The organism is Streptomyces sp. KM273126 (assembly GCF_004337435.2).
Classification (GTDB): domain Bacteria; phylum Actinomycetota; class Actinomycetes; order Streptomycetales; family Streptomycetaceae; genus Streptomyces; species Streptomyces acidicola.
Map to the genome: position 1 here is coordinate 389,439 of NZ_SJXB02000002.1, position 14,837 is coordinate 404,275.

At 71.1% G+C, this 14,837-nt stretch carries 13 protein-coding genes; 10 read left to right on the forward strand and 3 right to left on the reverse strand.

The window, feature by feature from the left end:
* The first annotated feature begins 65 nt into the window (after positions 1 to 65).
* Positions 66 to 1,208 carry a glycosyltransferase family 4 protein gene (locus E0500_RS32315; protein WP_131565809.1) on the forward strand — a complete coding sequence of 381 codons (1,143 nt, stop codon included), beginning with the start codon at positions 66 to 68 and terminating at the stop codon, positions 1,206 to 1,208.
* Between the two features lie 69 nt (positions 1,209 to 1,277).
* Positions 1,278 to 2,915, forward strand: a complete 1,638-nt coding sequence (locus tag E0500_RS32320; protein WP_131565812.1) for a GMC oxidoreductase — start codon at positions 1,278 to 1,280, stop codon at positions 2,913 to 2,915.
* A gap of 19 nt (positions 2,916 to 2,934) precedes the next feature.
* Here the strand turns inward: E0500_RS32320 and E0500_RS32325 are convergent, their stop codons facing one another.
* The gene (locus E0500_RS32325) at positions 2,935 to 4,731 is read right to left on the reverse strand and encodes a long-chain fatty acid--CoA ligase (RefSeq protein WP_131565814.1); all 1,797 of its coding nucleotides are present in this window, start codon (positions 4,729 to 4,731) and stop codon (positions 2,935 to 2,937) included.
* Positions 4,732 to 5,026: 295 nt separating this feature from the next.
* On the opposite strand from E0500_RS32325, the gene E0500_RS32330 reads away from it, so the two are divergent.
* From E0500_RS32330 to E0500_RS32355, 6 genes are all read left to right on the forward strand, one after another.
* Positions 5,027 to 5,824 (forward strand): metallophosphoesterase, encoded by a 798-nt coding sequence (locus E0500_RS32330; RefSeq protein ID WP_131565816.1) that lies wholly within the window; start codon positions 5,027 to 5,029, stop codon positions 5,822 to 5,824.
* A gap of 284 nt (positions 5,825 to 6,108) precedes the next feature.
* Entirely contained in the window at positions 6,109 to 6,552 is a 444-nt protein-coding gene (locus E0500_RS32335) for an SRPBCC family protein (protein WP_131565819.1), read from the forward strand.
* 140 nt (positions 6,553 to 6,692) lie between these two features.
* Positions 6,693 to 7,883: an ArsA family ATPase gene (locus E0500_RS32340; protein ID WP_131565821.1), complete on the forward strand. Its 1,191-nt coding sequence runs from the start codon at positions 6,693 to 6,695 to the stop codon at positions 7,881 to 7,883.
* A 57-nt stretch (positions 7,884 to 7,940) separates the two neighbouring features.
* Positions 7,941 to 8,432, forward strand: coding sequence for a DUF5304 domain-containing protein (locus tag E0500_RS32345; protein ID WP_131565823.1), 492 nt, complete (start codon positions 7,941 to 7,943; stop codon positions 8,430 to 8,432).
* Between the two features lie 91 nt (positions 8,433 to 8,523).
* Positions 8,524 to 9,477 carry an ROK family glucokinase gene (locus tag E0500_RS32350; RefSeq protein WP_131565825.1) on the forward strand — a complete coding sequence of 318 codons (954 nt, stop codon included), beginning with the start codon at positions 8,524 to 8,526 and terminating at the stop codon, positions 9,475 to 9,477.
* 224 nt (positions 9,478 to 9,701) lie between these two features.
* Positions 9,702 to 10,460 (forward strand): endonuclease/exonuclease/phosphatase family protein, encoded by a 759-nt coding sequence (locus E0500_RS32355; protein ID WP_131565827.1) that lies wholly within the window; start codon positions 9,702 to 9,704, stop codon positions 10,458 to 10,460.
* A gap of 241 nt (positions 10,461 to 10,701) precedes the next feature.
* Here the strand turns inward: E0500_RS32355 and E0500_RS32360 are convergent, their stop codons facing one another.
* Both E0500_RS32360 and E0500_RS32365 read right to left on the reverse strand, forming a co-directional pair.
* Entirely contained in the window at positions 10,702 to 11,466 is a 765-nt protein-coding gene (locus tag E0500_RS32360; RefSeq protein ID WP_181587307.1) for a hypothetical protein, read from the reverse strand.
* Entirely contained in the window at positions 11,459 to 12,271 is an 813-nt protein-coding gene (locus E0500_RS32365; RefSeq protein ID WP_131565829.1) for a carboxylesterase, read from the reverse strand. Before E0500_RS32365 ends, E0500_RS32360 begins: the two co-directional genes overlap by 8 nt.
* Before the next feature lie 338 nt (positions 12,272 to 12,609).
* On the opposite strand from E0500_RS32365, the gene E0500_RS32370 reads away from it, so the two are divergent.
* Both E0500_RS32370 and macS read left to right on the forward strand, forming a co-directional pair.
* A complete protein-coding gene (locus tag E0500_RS32370) occupies positions 12,610 to 13,443 on the forward strand; it encodes a 1-acyl-sn-glycerol-3-phosphate acyltransferase (protein WP_131565831.1) in 834 nt (277 codons plus the stop codon).
* Between the two features lie 100 nt (positions 13,444 to 13,543).
* Positions 13,544 to 14,815 (forward strand): MacS family sensor histidine kinase, encoded by a 1,272-nt coding sequence (macS, locus tag E0500_RS32375; RefSeq protein WP_131565833.1) that lies wholly within the window; start codon positions 13,544 to 13,546, stop codon positions 14,813 to 14,815.
* Positions 14,816 to 14,837: the final 22 nt, after the last annotated feature.

The window sequence follows — 14,837 nt, forward strand, 5'->3', positions numbered from 1 at the left end:
CGGGCCCGGCCGTGGGGAACCCGGTCAGGTCCGGTGCGGGGACCCGCCCGGTAGGGTCGGCGGCGATGCACAAGACCCTGATCGTGACCAACGACTTCCCGCCCCGGCCCGGCGGCATCCAGGCCTTCCTGCACAACATGGCGCTGCGGCTGGACCCCGAGCGGCTGGTCGTCTACGCGTCCACCTGGAGGCGGAGCCGGGAGGGCGTCGAGGCGACGGCCGCCTTCGACGCCGAACAGCCCTTCACCGTCGTACGCGACCGGACGACCATGCTGCTGCCGACTCCGGATGCCACGCGGCGCGCGGTGTCGCTGCTGCGGGAGCACGGCTGCACCTCGGTGTGGTTCGGGGCGGCCGCGCCGCTCGGTCTGATGGCGCCCGCGCTGCGCAGGGCGGGCGCCGAGCGGCTCGTGGCCACGACGCACGGGCACGAGGCGGGCTGGGCACAGCTGCCCGCCGCCCGCGGGCTGCTGCGCCGCATCGGGGAGTCCACGGACACGATCACGTACCTCGGCGAGTACACGCGCTCCCGGATCGCGACCGCGCTGACCCCGGCCGCGGCCGGACGTATGGTGCAGCTCCCGCCCGGGGTCGACGAGAAGACCTTCCACCCCGGCTCGGGCGGCGACGAGGTCCGTGCCCGCCTCGGTCTGACCGACCGCCCGGTCGTGGTCTGCGTCTCCCGGCTGGTCCGGCGCAAGGGGCAGGACACGCTCATCCGGGCGCTGCCGCGCATCCTCGCCCGGCAGCCCGAGACGGTGCTGCTGATCGTCGGCGGCGGCCCCTACGAGAAGGATCTGCGCAGGCTCGCGTACGAGACCGGGGTCGCCGACTCCGTCCGCTTCACCGGAGCCGTGCCCTGGGCGGAGCTGCCCGCCCACTTCGGCGCCGGAGACGTCTTCGCCATGCCGTGCCGTACGCGCCGGGGCGGGCTGGACGTGGAGGGGCTCGGCATCGTGTACCTGGAGGCCTCCGCGACGGGGCTGCCCGTCGTCGCCGGAGACTCCGGCGGCGCCCCCGACGCGGTCCTCGACGGTGAGACCGGCTGGGTCGTCCGCGGCGGCTCCCCGGAAGAGGCGGCCGACCGCGTCCTCACCGTCCTCGACGACCCGGAGCTGCGGCGCCGCATGGGGGAGCGGGGCCGGGAGTGGGTCGAGGAGAAGTGGCGGTGGGACCTGCTGGCGGAGAAGTTGAAGCAGTTGCTGTAGAGGCGCAAGGGGCAAAAGGGATATCGAGTATCTCTGGTAAGGATAAGGGCGCCCGCGCATTCTGTGCGCATGACAGAAAAACTGACGCACCGTCACCTTTCTCGCCGCCGCCTGCTCGGTCTCGCCGCACTGCAGTCGGCCGCCGCCCTCGGTCTCACCCGAGTGGGCCTCCAGGCCGCGCACGCCGTGGAGCCCGAGGCCGTCGACAACTCGCCCGCCATCGTGATCGGCTCCGGCTACGGCGCCGCCGTGGCCGCCCTGCGCCTCGGTCAGGCCGGCATCCGCACGCTCGTCATCGAGATGGGCAGACTCTGGAACACCGCCGGCTCCGACGGCAAGGTGTTCTGTCCCACCAACGCGCCCGACCAGAGATCAATGTGGTTCCGCACGCGCACCGAGGCGCCGCTCGCCACGTTTCTCTGGCTGGACGTCGTCAACCGGGACATCAGCCCCTACCCCGGCGTCCTCGACCGCGTCCGCTTCGCCAACATGTCCGTGTACGTGGGACGCGGTGTCGGAGGCGGCTCGCTGGTCAACGGCAGCATGGCCGTCACGCCCCTCCAGTCGTACTTCGCCGAGCAGTTCCCCACCGTCGACACCGCGGAGATGTACGGCACGTACTTCCCGCGCGCCCGCTCCATGCTCGGTGTCAACACGATCGACCCCGCCTGGTTCGAGTCCACGGAGTGGTACCGCTTCACCCGGATCTCCCGCAAGCACGCCGAGAACGCCGGTCTGAGGACCACGTTCGTCCCGAGCGTGTACGACTTCGCCTACATGCAGCGCGAGGCCGCCGGCACGGCCACCAAGTCGGCGCTCGGGGCCGAGGTCATCTACGGCAACAACCACGGCAAGCGCAGCCTCGACAAGACGTACCTCGCCTCGGCGCTGGGCACCGGCAACGTCACGATCCACACCATGGAGCGGGCCAGGGGGATACGCAGGGAGAGCGACGGGACGTACGTCGTGACCGTCGACCGCATCGACGACACCGGCGCCGTCGTCGAGACCAAGGAGTACGGCTGCACCTACCTCTTCCTCGGCGCGGGCAGCGTCGGCACCACCGAACTCCTGGTCCGGGCACGGGCGAAGGGCACCCTGCCCGCCCTCGACGCGAGCGTCGGCGGCGGCTGGGGCACGAACGGCAACGTGATGCTCGGGCGCGCCAACCACCTGTGGGACACCGTCGGGGCGAACCAGTCCACCATGCCCGTCATGGGCATCGACGACTGGGCGAACAGCGCCAACCCGGTCTTCGCCGAGATCGCCCCGCTGCCCACGGGACTGGAGCACTGGGTCAGCCTCTACCTGGCGATCACCAAGAACCCGGAGCGCGCCTCGTTCACGTACGACGCGGCGAACGATTCGGCGAAGCTCGGCTGGAGCGCCGCCCAGAGCGCGGTGTCCGTCTCCATGGCCAAGAAGCTCTTCGACCGGATCAACTCGGCCAACTCCACGATCTACCGCTACGACCTGTTCGGCTCGGCCAGCAAGGTCTTCGCCGACGACTTCACGTACCACCCGCTGGGCGGCTGCGTGCTGGGGAAGGCGACCGACGGCTACGGGCGCGTGAAGGGCTGTTCGAAGCTGTACGTCACGGACGGCTCGCTGGTGCCCGGGTCGATAGGGGTCAACCCGTTCGTGACGATCACCGCGCTCGCGGAACGGACGATGGCGCGGGTCGTGGCCGAGGACATCGCGCGATGAGGGCCGGCCGGGCGGGGGCTCAGCCCCGGTAGATCGCCTCGATCTCGTCCGCGAAGTCCTTCGCCACCACGCTGCGCTTGAGCTTCAGCGACGGCGTGAGATGGCCCGAGTCCTCGGTGAACTGGGAGGACAGAATGCGGAACTTCCGCACCGATTCCGCCTTCGACACCGCGGCGTTGCCGTCGTCGACCGCCGACTGGATCGCGGCCACAAGGTCGGCGTCCTCGTGCAGCGACGCCGCGGTGGAGCCCGCCGGCTTGCCGTGCTCGGCGGCCCAGCGGCCCAGGAACTCCTCGTCGACGGTGACCAGCGCGCCCACGAACGGCCGCCCGTCGCCCACCACCATGCACTCCGCGACCAGCGCGTGCGCGCGGATACGGTCCTCGATCACGGCCGGGGCCACGTTCTTGCCGGCCGCGGTGACGATGATCTCCTTCTTGCGGCCGGTGATCCTCAGATAGCCGTCCTCGTCGAGGGTGCCGACGTCACCGGTGTGGAACCAGCCGTCCGCCAGCGCCTCCTGGGTCGCGCCAGGGTTGTTCCAGTACTCCTTGAACAGGTGCTCGCCGTGCAGCAGCACCTCGCCGTCGTCGGCGATGCGGATCACCGAACCGGGCAGCGGCTGGCCGACCGTGCCGATCTTCTGCCGGTCCCAGGGGTTGAAGGCGGTGGCCGCGCAGGACTCGGTCAGTCCGTAGCCCTCCAGGACCGTGAAGCCGATACCGCGGAAGAAGTGGCCGAGGCGCTCGCCCAGCGGGGCGCCGCCCGAGATGGCGTACTCACCCTTGCCGCCGAGAACCGCCCGCAGCTTGCTGTAGACGAGCGTGTCGAACAGCTTGTGCTTGACCTTCAGCGCGAGCGGCGGACCGGACGGGGTGTCCAGGGCCTTGCTGTACGCGATGGCCGTGTCCGCCGCCTTGTCGAAGATCTTGCCCTTGCCGTCCGCCTGCGCCTTGGCGCGTGCCGCGTTGTAGACCTTCTCGAAAACGCGCGGCACACCGAGGATCAGCGTGGGCCGGAAGCTGGCCAGCTCGTCGGTGAGGTTCTTGATGTCCGGGACGTTGCCCAGCTTGATCGGCGCCATCATCGGCGCGATCTGCACCAGCCGCCCGAAGACGTGAGCGAGCGGCAGGAAGAGGAGCACCGAGCACTCGCCGGTACGGAACAGCGGACGCAGCCGTTCGACGATGTTCCCGCACTCGGCGAAGAAGCTGCGGTGGGTGAGCACACAGCCCTTCGGGCGGCCGGTCGTGCCGGACGTGTAGACGATGGTCGCCGGGTCGTCGGCCTTGGCCAGCGAGCTGCGCTCCTCGACCGTCGCGTCGGTGACGTCCAGGCCGAGGCGGTCCAGTTCCTCCACGGCGCCGGCCTCGATCTGCCAGACGTTCTTGAGCGCGGGCAGCCGGTCGCGCACCGACTCGACGGCGGCCGCGTGGCTGTCCTGCTCCACGATGCAGGCGGTCGCGCCCGAGTCGCTGAGGATCCACTGGACCTGCTCGGGCGAGCTGGTCTCGTACACCGGCACGGTGACGGCGCCCGCGGACCAGATCGCGAAGTCGAACAGCGTCCACTCGTAGCGGGTACGGGACATCAGCGCGACCCGGTCACCCGGCTGGACCCCGGAGGCGATGAGTCCCTTCGCGGCGGCCCGCACCTCGGCCAGGAAGGCGGCGGCGGTGACGTCCAGCCAGGCATCGCCCGCCTTGCGGGCGATCACGGCGACTTCGGGGTGCTGCGCGGCGTTTCTCCGGACGATGTCGGTGAGATTGCCGTCCGTGGGGACCTCGTACAAAGCCGGAAGGCTGAACTCGCGCAAGACTGCTGCTCCTCATAGGGCGCCGGCACCCGACTCTGCGTGCTGCGACGGTCGGTCCAGGACTCGGGCAGGTGCTCTCGGATTGAGTTGTTGAAATCCTGAGCACAACTGGACTGCCCGGACGTTACCCGTCGGTATCCCTTCTATGACAGGGGGTCGGGCGAGATGTTTTCTCCGTCACACGTCAATAGGCTTTCCTTCGCGCACAGTAGTCCACGGAATTCGCAACTGGCCAGTAACCACAAGTCCGGCCACCTCTGTTCACTTTTGCGCCACGCCCCTACGCTTGATCACCATGGCACCCACACCAGGCGGCAGCGGCAGGACGCGCATCCACGTGGTCAGCGACGTGCATGGCAACGCGCGCGACCTGGCCCGGGCGGGCGAGGGTGCCGACGCCCTGGTCTGCCTCGGTGACCTGGTGCTCTTCCTCGACTACGCCGACCACTCGCGCGGCATCTTCCCCGACCTGTTCGGCGTCGAGAACGCCGACCGGATCGTCGAGCTGCGCACCGCCCGCCGCTTCGAGGAGGCCCGCGCGTTCGGCGCCCGGCTCTGGGCCGGGATCGGCTCGGAACGGGCCACCGTGATCGAGAAGGCGATACGCAAGCAGTACGCCGAGCTGTTCGCCGCGTTCCCCGCTCCGACGTACGCCACCTACGGCAATGTCGACATGCCGACCCTGTGGCCGGAGTACGCGGGACCGGGCATCACGGTGCTGGACGGCGAGCGCGTGGAGATCGGCGGCTGGACCTTCGGCTTCGTGGGCGGCGGCCTGCGCACCCCCATGCGCACCCCGTACGAGATCAGCGACGAGGAGTACGCGGCGAAGATCGAGGCCGTCGGTGAGGTGGACGTGCTGTGCACGCACATCCCGCCGGAGGTGCCGGAGCTGGTGTACGACACGGTGGCGCGCCGCTTCGAGCGGGGCAGCCGGGCCCTGCTGGACGCGATCCGCCGCACCCGCCCCCGGTACGCGCTCTTCGGCCACGTCCACCAGCCGCTGGTACGGCGGATGCGGATCGGGGCGACCGAGTGTGTGAACGTCGGGCACTTCGCGGGGAGCGGGAAACCCTGGGCACTGGAGTGGTGACCCCCAGGTGGGGTGCCGAGGCTCGGGCGGGCGCGCGGTAGCCTAAGGGCCTGTTCTGAGTTCCCCGCCTGCGCAGCGGCGCCCGGCACGCACGCTCGCCGCACGGCGCCGCAGGACAGGTGGCTCCGCCACATGACCTGCGACGCCGCACGCCGATCGCACGCACCGACCGCCGCTGCGCCCGCGCTTCGCGCGGACGACGGGGAACTCAGAACAGGCCCTGACGCTGCACACGCGTGCGTACGACCCTCCCTCACCGGACCGCATCTGGAGGAGCCACGGCGATGGCGGAACACACCAGTTCGAGCATCACGATCGAGGCGGCACCGGCCGACGTCATGGGCGTGATCGCCGACTTCGCCCGCTACCCGGACTGGACGGGCGAGGTGAAGGAGGCGGAGGTCCTCCAGGCCGACGACCAGGGCCGGGCCGAGCAGGTCCGTCTCGTCATGGACGCGGGAGCCATCAAGGACGACCAGGTCCTCGGATACACCTGGACCGGCGACCACGAGGTCTCCTGGACCCTGGTCAAGTCCCAGATGCTGCGCTCCCTCGACGGCTCCTACATCCTCAAGCCGGCCGGTGCCGGGGCGACCGAGGTGACGTACCGGCTCACGGTCGACGTCAAGATCCCCATGCTCGGCATGATCAAGCGCAAGGCGGAGAAGGTCATCATCGACCGCGCGCTGGCGGGCCTGAAGAAGCGGGTGGAGTCGGACCCGAAGTAGGGGGCGGAGCCCCATTAAGGGGCGCGGGGCTGTGTCGATATGCGGCTCCGCCGCGCGGGCGCGACAAGCCCAAGACAACCCGCAGCCGCCCACCGACCCCGACCAGGCAGACGAGACGACCCGGCCCCGAGGCGGAGCCCATGCGCACCATCCTGATCACCGGCCCCGGCGGCGCCGGCCGTACGACGATCGCCGCGGCCACCGCCCTCAAGGCCGCCCGCGAGGGCACCCGCACCCTCGTACTCAGCGCCGACCGCACCGACACCCTCGGCGCGATACTCGGCGTACCCACGGGCGCCGACCCCGTGGAGGCGGCCACCGGGCTCACCGCGTGGCGGCCGGACGCGGCGGAGGGTTTCCGCGGGGACCTGGTCGCCTTCCAGGAGCGGGCCACCTCCGTCCTGGACCTCCTCGGCGCCTCCCGCCTCGACGCCGAGGAACTCACCCCGCTGCCCGGCGCCGAGGAGCTCGCCCTCCTGCGCGCCCTGCGCGACGCGGTGCTCTCCGAGGCGTACGACCTGCTCGTCGTCGACCTGCCCCCGGGCCCGCAGGCAGTCGCGCTGCTCGGACTCCCCGAGGAGCTCCGCCGCTATCTGCGCCGCCTGCTGCCCCCGGAGCGGCAGGCCGCCCGCGCCCTGCGCCCCGTGCTCGGCCGCCTCGCGGGCGTGCCGCTGCCCTCGGAGTGGCTGTACGACACGGCCGCCCGCTGGGACGGCGAACTGGCCGCCGTGCAGGCCGTCCTTGAGGAGCGGTCCACGACCGTAAGGCTGGTCGCCGAACCGGGACCGAGCGGCACCGACCACATCCGCACCGCCACCGTCGGCCTCGCCCTGCACCGCCTGCGCGTCGACGTGCTCGTCGCCAACCGCGTCCTGCCCCACACCACGCACGACACCTGGCTGGCGGGCCTCGTGGCCCAGCAGCGCAAGGCCCTGGAGAGCTGGCGGGACGCGTACGGCGGCGGGCCGGGCGTCCACGAGGTCACCCACCTCGGCAGCGACCCCCGCGGCGGCGACGACCTCACCGCGCTCGACCTGCCCGGTGTCAACCCGGACCCCGCCCCGGTCGAGTGGCCCGTCACCGAACAGCCCGCAGACGAGGGCGGCGGCAGGGTCTTCGCCTGGCACATCCCCCTGCCCGGCGCGATACGCGACGAGCTGGACCTCATCCGCCGCGGCGACGAACTCGTCGTCACCGCGGGGCAGTTCCGCCGTATCATCCAGCTCCCGTCGGCCCTGCGCCGCTGCACGGTGGACGGAGCGTCCCTGCGCGAGGGCGAGCTCAGGATCCGGTTCGCCCCGGACCCGGAGCTGTGGCCCGCGGGGCGGTGAACGAGTAACCGCCGTTCGGGTAACGTCGAAGGTACGAACCCTAGGCAGGAGTCCGCCATGAGCGAAGAGCGCCCCACGTCCGACGACGCCGCTCGACGGAAGGCTCAGGACGAGGCGGCCGAAGAGGTGCACGTCACCGACCCCGATGCCTGGGCGACGGCGTGCGAGGAGGACCTCGCGGCGGAGAAGGCCCGGCGCCGCGCCCAGTACGGACCACCCCCGGGTTCGGCCGCCGAGGAACTGCGCAAGCTGGTCGACGCCGTCGCCGACAAGCTGTCCGGCATCCAGTCACCGCTGTTCGGCGCGGTCGCCTCGGGCACGGCCCAGCAGATGCTGAACCAGGCCGTCCGGCAGGCGAAGGCCGCCGTCGAGCCCGTCATCGAACGCAACCCCGACGTCTTCGACCACCTGGCCGCCGCCGGCTCCGAGCTGCTCGCCGCGTACCGCTCGGCCGTCGAGGGCCAGGAGAGGCGCTGGACCAACCCCGACACCGACCGCCGGGACCAGGGCGACGACCCGGGCCCCGGGGAGCGCATCGACTTGGACTGACGTCCCTGTTGAGACCCTGCCGACCGGAACCCGGTGGCAGGGCCTCGGGTACGGTTGGCCGTAGCGGGGCTCGACCGAAACTGAGGGATTCATGGGACTCACCATCGGCGTCGACATCGGCGGCACGAAGATCGCGGCCGGTGTGGTCGACGAGGAAGGCAACATCCTCTCGACTCACAAGGTGCCGACTCCTGGCACGCCCGAGGCGATCGTTGACGCCATTGCCGCCGCCGTCGAAGGCGCCCGCGCCGGACACGAGATCGTCGGCGTGGGTATCGGCGCCGCCGGCTACGTCAACCGCCAGCGGTCCACGGTCTACTTCGCCCCCAACATCGACTGGCGCCAGGAGCCACTGAAGGAGAAGGTCGAGGCACGCGTCCACCTGCCGGTCGTCGTGGAGAACGACGCGAACGCGGCGGCGTGGGGCGAGTACAAGTTCGGCGCGGGCAAGGGCCACCGCAACGTCATCTGCATCACGCTGGGCACCGGCCTCGGCGGCGGCATCATCATCGGCAACAAGCTGCGCCGCGGGCACTTCGGCGTGGCCGCCGAGTTCGGCCACATCCGCATGGTCCCGGACGGCCTGTTGTGCGGCTGCGGCTCGCAGGGCTGCTGGGAGCAGTACGCCTCCGGGCGCGCCCTCGTCAGATACGCCAAGCAGCGCGCCAAGGCGACCCCCGAGAACGCCGAGCTGCTGCTCTCCCTCGGCGACGGCACCCCCGAGGGCATCGAGGGCAAGCACATCTCCATGGCGGCCCGGCAGGGCGACCCCGTGGCCGTCGACTCGTACCGCGAGCTGGCCCGCTGGGCCGGCGCGGGCCTCGCGGACCTGGCCTCCCTCTTCGACCCCTCCGCCTTCATCGTCGGCGGCGGCCTCTCCGACGAGGGCGAGCTGGTCCTCGACCCGATCCGCAAGTCCTACAAGCGCTGGCTGGTGGGCGGCAACTGGCGCCCGGTGGCCGACGTGATCGCCGCCCAACTCGGCAACGAGGCGGGCCTGGTGGGCGCGGCGGACCTGGCCCGGGAGCCGGACCCGACCATGTGAGGGCCGCATTTCGCGGCACGTTGGCTCCTCGCGCCCTTCAGGGGCGCGAGGCTGCATCCATATGCGGCTCCGCCGCGGGCGCGCGACAGTCCACGACGCACCCGTAACCCGCACCCGTAACCCGTACTCGTACCTGTACCCGGGCCCGTACCGGCACTCGTAAACGGACAAAACTCCCGCGTTGGTAGGCGCTTCACCCTCAGGCCCGACGTACATTGATCCGCATGCCGACCCCGCCGCCACCGCTCCCCAACTCCCGCACTGAGCCCGACGGTTCGGCCGTCATCCGTGTCCTCAGCTACAACATCCGCTCCCTGCGGGACGACACCGCCGCCCTCGCCCGAGTGATCACCGCCTGCGCCCCCGACCTGGTCCTGGTCCAGGAGGCCCCCCGCTTCTTCCGCTGGCGCAAGAAGCTGGCGCGGCTGGCGGCGGCCTCGGGGCTGGTGACCCTCTCGGGCGGCGCCACCGCTTCCGGCCCGGCACTGCTGTGCTCCCTGCGGGCGACGGTAGAGCGGACGGAGGACGTGCTCCTGCCCCTCACCCCCGGCCTGCACCGGCGCGGCTTCGCGACGGCGGTCGTACGGTTCGGCGGTGTCCGGCTGGGGGTGCTCAGCTGTCACCTGAGTCTGCAGAAGGACGAGCGGTACGAGCAGGGTGGCATGCTCCTCGACCGGCTCGCCGGGATGGGTGTGGAGCACGCGATCGCGGGCGGCGACCTCAACGAGCGCCCGGACGGCCGCACCTTCAGGCGCCTCGCCGCCGACCTCCAGGACTGCCGGGTCGCCGCCCCCTGGGGCACGGAGTACACCTTCACTCCCGCCGACCCCCGCCGGCGCATCGACGCGATCCTCGCCACGCGGGGCGTCGAGGTGCTGGGCTGCGGGGTGCCTCATGCCCACCCGGGAATCACCGAGACCGACCTCAGGGCGGCCACGGACCACCTGCCGGTCCTGGCCGCCCTCAGGGTGCCCGCGAGCTAGGGGGCTTCTGACGGATCTCCGCGGCGTCGCGACGCCCGGCACTTCCCCACTGCCTTGAGGGCGTGGGAGGTACCCCCACTCGCCGCACGGCGCGAAGGGACAGGTGGCTCCGCCACATGACCCTCCACGCCGCACGCCGAGAGCACGCACCGAACGCCGCTCCTTCTCCCACGGAGATCCGTCAGAAGCCCCCTAGGCTCTGTCCGGCACGCTTCCGGACGGGCCCTCGTGCGCGTCGGAGTCAGACGACCGCGCCGCGACCAGGATCGTCGTCGTCCTCGTCGTCGCCCTTCATACGCATCACCAGCGTGGCGAAGCCGCCGAGGAAGCCGCCTATGCCGAGGGTGGCCAGCCACCAGGTCATGTCCCAGCCGAGCAGGACCGCGAGCAGGAGCAGGACGGGCCCGCCGAGCACCCCGAGCCAGGCGAACTTGGCCGTCGCGTCGGCCGCGGGCAGCGGGGGCGGCTCCGGCGGTATGAAGTGGCCCTCGTCGTCCTCGTCGAAGTCCTCCTCGCTCGGCTCCGGCGCCTGGTAGTCGCGCGGGCCGCTGCCGACACCCGGCGCGAAGGTGATGGAGCTGCCCAGCGGCTGGGTGGCCGAAGGCCCGGCCTCGTCGGCGGACTGGTCCGCGGGCTTGTCGGAGCTGTTGTCGGACTTCTTGTCCAGGCTCTTGCCCGAACCCTCGCCCGTGCTCGTCTCGGAGGCCTTGTCGGACGGCTTCTCGGGGGGTTTTCCGGCGGCCTTGTCGGAGGTGGCGTCCGGCTCGGACTCCAGCAGCGCCAGGTCCTCCACCGAGCGGAACGGCCGGGCACCGGGCGGATCCGGCGGCTCCTCGCCGTACCCGGCGACGATCGCCTGCCATGCCGCGTCCTCGTCGAACGGCACGTGCTGCTCGCCGCCCGGCTCGTCCGGCCCGCCCGACGACTCGTCGCGCGAGTCACCGCGGCGCTCGCCGGGGAGCGCGCCCTTCTCCTCCGGCTCGCGCTCGGAGTCGTGCTCAGCCACCAGTGGCCGTCCCTTCCTGTTGGCCCACCTGTCCCGCACCGGTCGTCTCCGTGCCGACGCCGGGCGCGAGCCGGGCGATGAACGCGTAGCTCTCCTCGAAGATCCGCTCCGCGTCATTGTCCAACGTCGCCACGTGATAGCTCTGTTCCAGCAGGATCTCCGTGACGTCCGTGGACGACACCCGGCTGAGGATGCGCGCGGAGTCGGCCGGGGGCACCACATGGTCCTCGGGGCTGCGCAGCAGCAGCATCGGCTGGGTCACCTGGGGGAGCTCGCCGTCGACCAGCCGGCAGAAATTCCGCAGGGAGTGCGCCGCGTGCAGCGGGACCCGGTCGTAGCCGACCTCGACGCCGCCCTCCTTCTTGATGTCGCTGGTGAGGCCCTTCGCCGTCGGAACGAGGTGACGGAGCACCGGGAGGGCGTACGCCGACAGGCCGTGCACCTTGTTCGACGGGTTGACGACCACGATGCCGCTGACACCGTCCCCGTGCTTCGCGGCCAGGCGCAGGGTGAGCGTGCCGCCCATGGAGAGGCCGAGGACGAACACCTGAGCACAGCGCTCGCGCAGGGCATGCAGCTCGCGGTCCACCTCCGCGTACCAGTCCTGCCAGCCGGTGAGCTGCATGTCCTCCCAGCGCGTGCCGTGACCGGGCAACAGTGGCAGGGCGACGGTCAGGCCGCGCTCGGCGAGGTACCGCGCCCAGGGGCGCAGTGACTGCGGGGAACCGGTGAAGCCGTGGCAGAGAAGGACGCCGACCTCCCCGCCCTCGTGGCGGTACGGCTCGGCTCCGGGCAGGACCGGCACGTCGGTCTCCTGTTCGGTGAGGTAAGGACAGGGAAGGACAGCAGGCACAACAACAGACTCAACAGCAGGAACTACAACGGGACATGCTCCGGAACGTCGAACACCCCGGGAACACTGCCCCGAGGCCCCACGGACCTCACATCTGTGGTTGGCGGGCTTCGAGGTGTACTTCACCGTACGCGACCGCACTGACACCGACCAGGCCCATCGGCCACTCGGCCCGTGCCCCCGGCGTCCCCGGAAACTGTCCGGCCCCGGGCCCGCAGGGTCCTTTGACAGTGCTCCGGGTTAAGGTCTGATCGAGAGACACAGGAGGCACTCGGTTGTTGTACGGCGCGATGAAGGTTTCCGTCGGAGGGCCGCTGAAGCTTGCCTTCAGGCCCTGGGTGGAGGGCCTGGAGAACGTTCCGGCCGAGGGCCCCGCGATCCTGGCGAGCAACCACCTGTCCTTCTCGGACTCGTTCTTCCTGCCCGCGGTCCTCGACCGCAAGGTCACGTTCATCGCGAAGGCCGAGTACTTCACGACGCCCGGCATCAAGGGCCGTTTGACGGCAGCCTTCTTCAAGGGCGTCGGTCAGCTCCCCGTGGACCGCTCCGGGGCGCGCGGCGCGGGTGAGGCGGCGATCAAGAGCGGTATCGAGGTCCTTGAGCGCGGCGAGCTGTTCGGTATCTACCCGGAGGGCACCCGCTCGCCCGACGGCCGCCTCTACCGGGGCAAGCCCGGTGGCCTCGCACGCGTGACGCTCGCCACGGGCGCGCCCGTCATCCCGGTCGCCATGATCGACACGGAGAAGATCCAGCCGCCCGGGAAGGTCATTCCGAAGCTGATGCGGCCCGGCATCCGGATCGGCAAGCCCCTGGACTTCACCCGCTACCAGGGCATGGAGCACGACCGTTTCGTGCTCCGCGCGGTGACCGACGAGGTCATGTACGAAATCATGAAGCTCTCCGGCCAGGAGTACGTCGACATGTACGCGACGGCCGCCAAGCGGCAGATCGCGGATGCGGCGAAGGCGGAGAAGCAGGCCGGGAAGGAAGCCGAGAAGGCCGACAGAGCCGCGAAGGCGGCGCTGGCCAAGGCCGAGCAGGACCAGGCGGAGAAGGAACGCGCAGACAAGGAACGCGCAGACAAGGAACGGGCCGAGAAGCCACAGGGCGACAACGAACGCTGAGCGGGAGCGTGTGCGGGAGCAGCGGTCCGGCTCTCGACACCGGCGTGAGCGCCCTGGAGGCGAACAACCGAATAAGGAAACAAGGGGGGGCATGGGGGGCATGGCCAAGCGCGAGAGAGTCATGAGGATGTCGGTCGAGCAGCCGTTGTGGCGTGCCCTGACCGGCTACCGCATCCTGACGATGGTGTACGCGATCGGCCTTTTCGCCAGCACGAACGACAAGTTCGCCCGCCCCTGGGTGGCTGTCGCCTACTACGCCGTGCTCGCCGTGTGGACGCTGGCCACCATCCCCAGGGTCGCGAACGCGGCCAACTGCACCAAAGGGTTCCTCGCCGCCGACCTCGCCGTCGCGCTCGCCGGCATCCTGCTCACCCGCGTCGCCGATGCCCCCGAGCGGATCGATGCCGGTGGCCCCACTCTGCCGTCGATATGGACGGCGGGCGCCGTCCTGGCCTTCGCGATCAAGGGCGGCTGGCGCTGGGCGGCCTTCGCCTCCACACTCGTGGCCGGTGTCAACATCGCCGAGCGCGGTGCTCCGACCCGCGACACCGTCCACAACGTGCTGCTCGTCTGTATCGCCTCCATCGCCATCGGCTACGTCGTCGAGGTCGCCCGCGCCTCCGAGCGCACCCTCGCCCGAGCCCTGGAGATCGAGGCCGCGACTCGCGAACGGGAGCGGCTGGCCCGCGACATCCACGACAGCGTGCTCCAGGTCCTCGCCATGGTGCAGCGGCGCGGCACGGCGCTCGGCGGCGAGGCCGCAGAACTGGGCCGGATGGCGGGCGAACAGGAAGTCGCCCTGCGCACCCTGGTGTCCGGCGGACTCGTCCCCGTCTCACGCGTCTCGGAGGACGCGGCCCAGGGAGCAGTGGTACGGGCCGTGGATGACCCGGACGACCCGGATGACCTGGACACGTCGGACACGTCGGACGGGGCGGCGCACGTGGTCGACCTGCGCGCCCTTCTCGCCCCCTACGCCGGCTCCAAGGTCACCCTTTCCGAGCCCGGCGCCCCCGTGCGGCTCGCTCCGCTCACCGCGCGCGAGCTGACGGCGGCCGTCGGTGCCGCCCTGGACAACGTCCGCAGGCACGCCGGAGAAAGTGCCCGCGCATGGATCCTGGTGGAGGACGAGCCGGACGGGGTGATCGTGACGGTGCGGGACGACGGTCCCGGCATCCCGGAGGGGCGGCTCGCCCAGGCCGAGGGCGAGGGTCGGCTCGGCGTGGCCCTGTCCATCCGGGGCCGACTGCGCGACATCGGCGGCACGGCCGACCTGATCTCGGTGCCGGGACAGGGCACGGAAGTCGAACTGAAGGTACCCAAGGCCCCGAAGCCCTCCATGGACTCACGGGGGAAGGCGGAGAAGCGGTGACGGAGAGCAGGCAGACGCAGAC